This window comes from Bacillus sp. TE8-1 (genome assembly GCF_008368855.1).
GTDB classification, from domain to species: Bacteria; Bacillota; Bacilli; order Bacillales; family Bacillaceae_G; genus Bacillus_A; species Bacillus_A cereus.
The window spans coordinates 95,159-104,082 of record NZ_QPET01000001.1 but is presented as its reverse complement, the minus strand read 5'-3'; the positions used below and the strand labels follow the sequence as shown (position 1 = coordinate 104,082).

Sequence of the window (8,924 nt, the reverse complement as noted above, 5' to 3'; positions counted from 1 at the left end):
CGTGGTAAGACGAAGATGACGAAGATGACGAAGACGAAGATGACGAAGATGACGAAGAAGACGAAGACGAAGATGACGAAGATGTGACGAAGATGACGAAGAAGAGGAGGATGAAGAAGAAGACGCATAAAATAATTAATACTTAAAAACGCTTGGTTTCCCCAAGCGTTTTTTGCTCTCTACATATTTAATAGGTAAGAATATGAACTTCTAAATATAGGAAGAAGTTGACTAGGCATTACCTATATTTTTATTTTATAGTATAGAAATTTCACAAGGAAACAAGATGTAATTCATATTAATCGATAAGGTATACAAATTTGCACTTGGCCGAATGAAGGATAAAAAACCTTAATTGCGAGAACAATTATTTGTAGTCATTTTGTATTTAATTGTTTCCTTGCCATATTAAATCATCTCGTTAAAGAAACGGGAAAAAGATTAACGCAGCATTCTTACTCCATCGAGTTTACCCTATAAAAAAACTTTGTACGGAAAGAAAAATGTATTTGTATCAAAAAAATTTAATTCTATTTAGCTCTACGTTTAAATTTCGTGGACCTTAATTAAAGTGGATAACAATGGTGTTTTAAATGATTTGAATTTTGAGAGGGCGTAATAAGTTTTTAGAAGGCTGATTTGTGGATTCTGCGACTTGTTTATATACCTGATCAAGTTTTGTCGCTGTATGTTTAAAGGTAAAGTTTTCTTCCACAACCTTTCTGCCGTTCTCAGCAATCCATTGGGCAAATTCTCGTTGAGATAGCAAAGCATTGACAAGTCTGGCAAACTCTAATGGGTTATTATATTGTTCTATTAGGCATCCGTTATATTCATCTGTTATAACTTCAGCATTTCCCCCACGGTTTGTTGTAATAATTGGGATTCCAGCTGCCATTGCTTCATAATGAACACGTGCCAATGGTTCGTTCCATTGTGAGCTACATATAAATATATCCCCCATTAGAAAAATATTATGAATTTGATCTGCTGGAATAAATTTGGTGAAAATTACGTGTTCTTTAATTGGCCTAGCCATTTTATATAATCTTTTAACATATTTATTTACTCGGTTATCACTAAACCATTTACCACCAACAATTACAAGTACCGTATCCTTATGTGTTTGAATAATTTTCTTCATAGCATGAATGAGTAAGTCAGGTCCTTTATTTTTGCATAATCGGCCAACAAATAGTATCACCTTTTTATTTTGTATGCCATATTTTTTCCGAAATGCATTTCTTATCTTTTGCCCTGTTGGTGTCCAGATGGAGGGAGATTGTTTTAAATTAACACCAGAGTAGACAATTGAAATCTTTTCTTCAGCTTGTGGAAATCTTTCAATCACAGTTTGTTTAATATAGTTACTAACGGTCACAATGGCGGTAACCATTTCAATGATAATATTGCCTTCATAAATAGATAGTTTATGCTCAGCAAACATATCGTTATGAAGACCTAATACAAATTTACTGTGTGGAGAAGCTTGTTTATATAAAGGTATATTTTTAGGGCGATTAAAGACATGTATAATATCAAAGGTATTGGTTTGGAGTGTTCTTATAACATGCTGTTCATATTCTTTTTGAGGAAAATACAAGTAATTGACATTATCTTGTGTTTTTTGATTTGGAAGACCTGGATCTGAAATAGAGAAAATAGTAAGTTCATAATCTTGACTTATATAGGGGGACACCCCATCAATCATCATTTGAATTGCTCCACCCTTAATTGCCGGAGAGGGTAATTTTTCTGTACATATATATGCAATTTTCATAAACTAATCTCCTTTGTATAGTTGTTTTATATAATGAAATTCTGCTTCCAATCCATCGGATAGAGAAACTGTAGGAGAATAGTGTAGTAATGTACGGGCCTTAGATATATCTGCCCATGTTTGCTTCGGTTCCCCAGGAACTGATTTTAGAAATTTTTTGGTTGCTGATTTCCCTGATATTTTTTCTAACATAGAAATGATGTCTAAAATGGAAGCTTGTTCTTTTCCACCGATATTGATAACTTCACCTAGTATACTTTTTTTTGTTTCTAAAGCGGCCACCGTTCCTCGTATACAGTCATCGATATAGGTAAAATCACGTGTTTGTGTTCCATCACCAAATACTGTGAGAGGTTTATCTTCTAGCAGTTGTTTAATTAATCTATGAAATGCCATATCAGGACGCTGTTTTGGCCCATAAACTGTAAAATATCTTAAAATAACAATTGGTATGTGAAAATTTTTTTGATAAACATGACATAAGTGTTCACCACTTAATTTGGTAACACCGTATGGAGATAGCGGGGTAGGTAATAAATCTTCAGAAACTGCGCCAGATTTTTCACCATAAACAGAAGATGTTGATATATGAATGAATTTATCTAATTTTATGTGTTTACAGGCTTCAAGCAACTGCTGTGTAACCATTATATTATTTGAAACATAAGACTGAAAATCTTTTCCCCAACTTGTTCTCACACCAGGAATAGCAGCTAGATGATAAACAACATCTATATCCTGTAATAGTTTTGATAAATCTGTATTTAAAATATCTTCTTGTATGAATTGAAAACGTGAATTCAATTTGAGAGACTGTATATTATCTGTCTTTAAAGTGGCTGGAGTAGGACCGATGAAATAATCAATTCCAACTACATGATATGCACTATTTTTAAGTAACGCTTGACACAAATGTGAACCAATGAAACCAGCGGCTCCTGTTACAAGTATTTTCATGACCGACCCACTCCAATATATTGTAATCCGTATTTTTCTATTTCATCCTTTTCAATGCAATTGCGTCCATCTACGATTGTGCATCCCCTCATAACCTGTTTGACTAGTTTCCAATTAAGTGTTTTAAATTCATCCCATTCCGTTGCGATAATAATGCAATCAGAATTTGTGATTGAAGATTCTAGGTTATTATGCTGTGTAACTTGTCTTTTTAAATGTGGAGGAAGAAGAGCTTTTGGGTCATAAGCATGTAGATCATAGCCAAGAGGAATCAATTTTTCAAGGAGTATTACGGCAAGAGAGCTACGAATATCATCAGTATTTGGCTTAAAGGCAATTCCTAACACCGTGATTTTTTTTAAAAAGGGTTCTTTTATAGCTTTTCGGATTTTTTCAACATAGAGATCTATTTGTGTGGAGTTAATGGATTGTACAGCTTGTAAAATAGGAACTGCTACGTGCCTATCATTTGCTGTATAGATGAGTGAATGTAAATCTTTTGGGAAACATGATCCTCCATATCCCATTCCCGCTTGAAGAAAATGAGGGTTAATTCGAAAGTCATGCCCAATTCCTTTTGCCACCTCAACAATGTCAATATTATATGCATCACAAATCCGAGCGATTTCATTTATAAATGATATTTTTGTAGCTAAAAATGCATTGGATGTATATTTAATCATCTCTGCTTCATTTAGACCAGTACAAACGAAAGGAGCACTAATTCCTTTATATATCTTCTGCATAATTTTTAACGACTTTGTGTCACCTTTTTGGATTCCTATAATAGTTCTATCTGGGATGAGCATATCACGAACAGCAGAACCTTCACGAAGAAATTCAGGATTAGAAACAATATTGAATAGGGATGATGAAACCCCAGATTTAATAAGTTTTTCACATATTTGTTGATTTGTACCTGGTGGAACTGTACTTTTGGTAATAATAGTTTTATACGATGTTATAGCTGGAACTAGTAGATCGATAACAGAATAAATATATTTTAAATCCGTCTTTCCACTGGGTGTGGAAGGAGTCCCTACTGCAATAAAAATAATGGGCGATTGTCGAATAGCACTATCAATATCACAACTGAATTGTAATCGTTTTCGATTTTTGTGAATAAGTTCTTTTAAATCAGGTTCATAAATGGGGCATTCTCCCTTTTGAAGAGAGTAAATTTTATCTTGATTTTTATCTACGCATATAACATCATGCCCTAAGTCTGCTAATACTGCTGCTGATGTGATACCAACATAACCAGAGCCTATAATACATATATTCATATGCTAATCACCTTTCTAAACTTAGTACTAGTTGTAACAGTATATTGATGGACAAGTTGGATTGGTGACAAGTAAAAGGGCCTATTCATATAAGCAATAAAAGTAGGCAGAAGGTAAAGGCCTCTTTTGATTTCGTTATGCGCAGGTACAGAGGGTGCTGAATACATTGTTATAAACAATTGAAGGAGAGAGATTAGTGATTAAAAAAGCAATTATTCCAGCAGCTGGTTACGGCACGAGGAGCCTTCCAATTACAAAGGTAATTCCAAAAGAAATGTTTCCTATAGGGAATAAACCGGCGATTCATTATATTGTGGAAGAGGCTGTGAAATCGGGTGTTGAGCAAATATTAATTGTCCTTTCTAGCAGAAAGGATTTAATAGTTGATTACTTTGATCAATCATTAGAATTGGAAGCTTTTTTGGAAAAAGAGAAAAAATCTCACCTGTTAAAAGAGCTTACTGTCCCTGAGATTCAAATTCATTATATAAGACAGCCATATGCGAAAGGACTTGGTGAAGCGATAAAATTAGGTGAAACATTTATTGGTAATGAACCTTTTGCTGTACTCTTACCAGATGATATTGTAGTTTCGGATAAAGAAACCGCTTTAAGCCAGTTAATTAAAATTTATGAAGATAAGAAAAATAGTGTTATAGGCATTCATAGGGTACCAAATGAATGTGTAGAAAAGTATGGTATTATTGAAGGCAATATTGTAAAAGAAGATTGTATAGATGTTACAAATATTATTGAAAAACCAAAAGTAAACCCTCCATCTAATCTTGCAGTAATTGGTAGATATGTTTTCACACCGGATATCTTTCCATTATTAAAAAAGCTTCAACCTGGTGTTGGGGGGGAATATCAATTAACAGATGCGATACATTCTTTAATTATGACTAAAAAGGTATATGGAAAAATGATTGAAGGGAAACGATTTGATATTGGACAAGAAGATGAATATATGCAGCTTCTTAACCTTTTATATGCAAAAAATAATGTAAGTAAGGATTGATTTATAGAAAAGGATTTAACAAATATCCATTTTAGATTAACAAGCAATTCCTGAAGATTTGATAAAACATATGTAAAAGTTAAGGGCGAAAGAGGAATATTTATGTCGTACCTCTGAGACAGTAGGGAGTGGGGGAAAACCGACTTTTACTAATAAAAAAGAAAAAATCATATGACTACAGAGGATTTTTTTGTCTATCGGTCTTTTCGTATTTCTTAGCTTCATGCAATTACAATAGGGCAGAATGCGCATTAATTTATTGTAATTGGAAATACAAAAAAGAGAAAAGATAACAGACGGCATCTCAATTAGCTAAATAAAATACCTAAATTACAGTACGAGTTTCATAAGACTCTTTTTAGGTTTTATATGTCCAAAGAGTTGTGAAGGAGATAAGGATAGCATCCATAACGAATGCTTTTTTCTTTGTTATATAAAAACTACACATTAACCGGTTTTAATGGTTATATTAGTTTTAGTTGAGGAGAATCATCATATAATGATACTGAACGGTTTCCAATATGTTCCCCTATATTTTTTAAAAGAGAGCACTTATTGGGATGAAGTGACCCCTAAAAGTTAGACACGGTTATTTCATTAGGCAGCTTGATAAAAGTGAGTCCGGTATTGTACCGGGCTCATTTTTAATTTTGCCTTAATCCGTTTCGTATTATAATAATCTATATATTTTTCTAATTCTATTTTAAAGTGCTCTACATTTTCAAATTCTTTTATGTAGAGGAACTCCGACTTCATAATCCCAAAGAAATTTTCTATTACTGCGTTGTCGTAACAGTTGCCTTTTCGAGACATACTCTGGACGATAGCTCTTGATTCAAGTGTCCGGACGTACTGTCTCATTTGATAATGCCATCCTTGATCCGAATGCATCAGTAGCTGGTGGGTTTCAGGTAAACGTTCCAATGCTTTCTCTAACATGTCTGAAACAAGCGAATACGTCGGTCTAGAACCAATTGTATAGGTAATAATTTCACCATTATACAAATCTAATACAGGTGATACATACAGTTTTTCTCCAAATAATTTAAACTCTGTGATGTCTGTTACCCACTTTTGATTCGGTGCATCTGTATGAAAATTACGCTCTAAAATATTAGGTGCAATTCTACCGACTTTTCCTTTATAGGATTTATATTTCTTCATACGCACAACACACTTTAACCCAAGCACTTTCATAATGCGCTGTACCTTCTTGTGGTTCACTTTCTGGCCACGATTCGTTAATTCATCACGAATGCGACGGTAACCATAACGACCTTCATTTTCCTCATAAATCGCTTTAATCTCAGCTTTCAAATCGGCATCTACATCTGGACGATTCATTTTCTTTACTAAATCATAATACGTGCTTCGAGGAATAGTAGCTAGCTCCACGAGTGCCTTCACCGAATATTTATGCCTTAATTCATAGACTACTTGCGCTTTGTTTTGTTTTGTGATTTTTCCTTGTTTTGAACTAAGGTATTTAACTTTTTTAAGTACTCATTTTCCATCTCAAGCTGTTTAATGCGTGCTTCAAGTGCTTCGACTGACTCTTCAGCTAGAGGTTGTTTTAATTGTTTATTTGAATCTTTTTTCATGGATGGACGCCCCTTTTTCTTAGATTGAAGGGCATCAATTCCTTGTGTTTCGAGCTGTTTTTTCCAAACCGAAATCGTTGAAGGGGCAGGAACATTAAAGATAGCTGCCGTCTCAAATAAGGACATACCGTTTTCAATCATAAAGTTTAGTACGTCTAGTTTAAATTGTTGTGTGTAATTTGTACATCGTTTTAGAAAAGCTTCCAGACCATTCTGTTTATATTGGTTTACCCAATTCAAAATGATTGTGTCACTTATACCGAGCGATCTACCTATTTCTCGATAACTTTCATTTCCGTTCAAATAACGTAGAACGATTTGTATTTTTTCATCAGCTGTAAATTTAGCCATAGAAAAACTGCACCTCCAATTGTTAGACTGTGTCTAACAATTGGGGTGCAGTTCATATATTGAATTGAAAGACAGGTTTATAGGTTTGTAACTTATTTTAATTTCAATGCTCATTGAAAAATATTTCTCACATTACGAGAGTCCCTACTGGCGCAGGTGCTTTCTTTTTACTGAAAAAAACGAACATTTGAGTAGGTAATACTTATGTGAACTACCCGCCACTTAACGTCTTAAAGCACTGTTTGAAGTGTGGCATCTGGGTTAATCATTAATTTTGATAGCTAACGAATTTGTAATAAGGCAGTCGAGGTAACGTGTTTTGTCTTCTAAGTCAATAACAAAATTCTTCAATATATTTTAGTAAAACAAACGAAAATTCTCCCATTGTACAGTGCCTTTTTTATCTTGATTTAGCTCTAAAGAAAATGACTACAGCTTGTATTTATATTAAAAAGTTTTAATTATAAAATATAAAGTGTTCATTTTAACAAAGTAGTTATTTAGTAAGCGGAAAAATAGGAGTGCCTGATGAGCACTCCATGACCAAATGACAACACCTATAAAAGTGTATGAGTGGTTTAACTAAATATGTTTTTATTTTTATATTTTAAATAAAATCCTTTTCAAAAATGAAAGAGCGCTCTGGAGAGTGCTCTTTCACCTAAACAAACATTGAAAAAGAATACACGACATTGTATGCGTATTTCTTTCATTTTGGTGTAGTTTTTAAATAAAATAAGCACTTTTCAAAGCGCTCTTTGATCAAGATTTATATAGAAAAAAGGTGCACTCCAAGGGGGTGAGAATCGAGAAGTATGACTATGTTGGAAGTAAAGTTATTGCAATTGTCGATTCTATAATATTAACTTTTAGGAATTTTAATGGTATAACTAATTATTGATTATATTTATATATAATTTTAAGGAAATTCAACAAAAACGTTACTTTGTACGTCAAGGTAGTCGGTGCAATTAACTAACGGCTTGATGAAAAAAGAAGCCCTGCATGAAATGTTACAGTGCTTCACTAGATTGAGTTATGTCATACTCACAACGAGTTTTAACATGGATATAGGGATAAATAAATTGGGGAATGTGTCCAATTGCTCTGTAGCGATTATTTTAAACATAAACGCTATTTGGTATGTAATTAGAAGAGCACTTAGGAAAGTGCCCTTTTGTAAAGAATATTGAATCTAAAAAGAGAGGATACAATATATCATATGTAGTTATGTTTGTTTAATTGTGTGTCTTTTATATAAAAATTTAATTTTGTCATAAATAAAAAGGTGGTCTTTTTTACAACCCCTCCAATAAAACAGAGCGCTTTTTTCAGAAATGGACTATGAAATAGTCTGAGAAAGATTTTAGGATAGAACCTCATCTTTATAATTCAAGTGACAATCTTAATTTATAAGAAAGAAATTTATGCATTTTTATATGAATCTTGTTTATAACAAGATTCATATAAAAATGTAGCTAGCAAAACCTAATTGTTTATTCAAAACGTGACAATCTAGATGTACAGATATAATATGACCAAGAAAAGGAAGGACCACACTAATTCTTAATCAGGGAAAACCTTCTAAATTATTTAGAAGTATGGATTTAGCAATATAATAGTAGACTAGGATTCTAAGGAGTTTGTTGGGTTACAATTAGCAGATATGCTAATTGTGATAACAGGGAGTTATATTTCTAAACTTGCATTTGCAGTTCGTTATGATAAATCGGAATCAGAAAAATCTAACCACCTTGAGGCAGGAGTCTTCTGGACTAAAATGGTAAAGTTCAGAGCATGCTCTGAACAGTCAGCGTTATAGAGGTATAACAGACGACATTCATTTTAAAATCATATAATCGGAGTCACTTTTATCTTTATTGTTGAAATACAAAAATAAACAGGGTCAGTAAAATAATAGATAAAACTTT

General features: G+C 33.1%; 5 protein-coding genes. 1 reads left to right on the top strand and 4 read right to left on the bottom strand.

Going from position 1 to position 8,924, the window contains the following annotated elements; genetic code table 11:
* Positions 1 to 589: 589 nt before the first annotated feature.
* The 3 genes from DN404_RS00520 to DN404_RS00510 are packed head-to-tail and all read right to left on the bottom strand — an operon-like array spanning position 590 to position 4,023.
* Positions 590 to 1,780, bottom strand: a complete 1,191-nt coding sequence (locus DN404_RS00520) for a glycosyltransferase family 4 protein (RefSeq protein WP_149214556.1) — start codon at positions 1,778 to 1,780, stop codon at positions 590 to 592.
* A 3-nt stretch (positions 1,781 to 1,783) separates the two neighbouring features.
* Positions 1,784 to 2,737 (bottom strand): NAD-dependent epimerase/dehydratase family protein, encoded by a 954-nt coding sequence (locus tag DN404_RS00515; protein WP_149214555.1) that lies wholly within the window; start codon positions 2,735 to 2,737, stop codon positions 1,784 to 1,786.
* A complete protein-coding gene (locus DN404_RS00510) occupies positions 2,734 to 4,023 on the bottom strand; it encodes a UDP-glucose dehydrogenase family protein (protein WP_149214554.1) in 1,290 nt (429 codons plus the stop codon). The genes DN404_RS00515 and DN404_RS00510 overlap by 4 nt, the downstream gene beginning before the upstream one ends.
* Before the next feature lie 196 nt (positions 4,024 to 4,219).
* On the opposite strand from DN404_RS00510, the gene DN404_RS00500 reads away from it, so the two are divergent.
* Complete coding sequence (locus DN404_RS00500) at positions 4,220 to 5,041, top strand: UTP--glucose-1-phosphate uridylyltransferase (protein ID WP_149214553.1); 822 nt, start codon at positions 4,220 to 4,222, stop codon at positions 5,039 to 5,041.
* A gap of 597 nt (positions 5,042 to 5,638) precedes the next feature.
* Here the strand turns inward: DN404_RS00500 and DN404_RS00495 are convergent.
* Positions 5,639 to 6,993, bottom strand: a protein-coding gene (locus DN404_RS00495) for an IS3 family transposase (RefSeq protein WP_149214552.1) whose coding sequence is annotated in 2 segments (ribosomal slippage) — positions 5,639 to 6,525 and positions 6,525 to 6,993 — 1,356 coding nt in all. Because the reading frame shifts where the segments join, the coding sequence is not laid out codon by codon here.
* Positions 6,994 to 8,924: the final 1,931 nt, after the last annotated feature.

Excerpts from the sequence above, each read along its gene's own strand:
- DN404_RS00520 (WP_149214556.1), bottom strand. The coding sequence starts at position 1,780 with ATGAAAATTGCATATATATGTACAGAAAAATTACCCTCTCCGGCAATT.
- DN404_RS00515 (WP_149214555.1), bottom strand. The coding sequence starts at position 2,737 with ATGAAAATACTTGTAACAGGAGCCGCTGGTTTCATTGGTTCACATTTG.
- DN404_RS00510 (WP_149214554.1), bottom strand. The coding sequence starts at position 4,023 with ATGAATATATGTATTATAGGCTCTGGTTATGTTGGTATCACATCAGCA.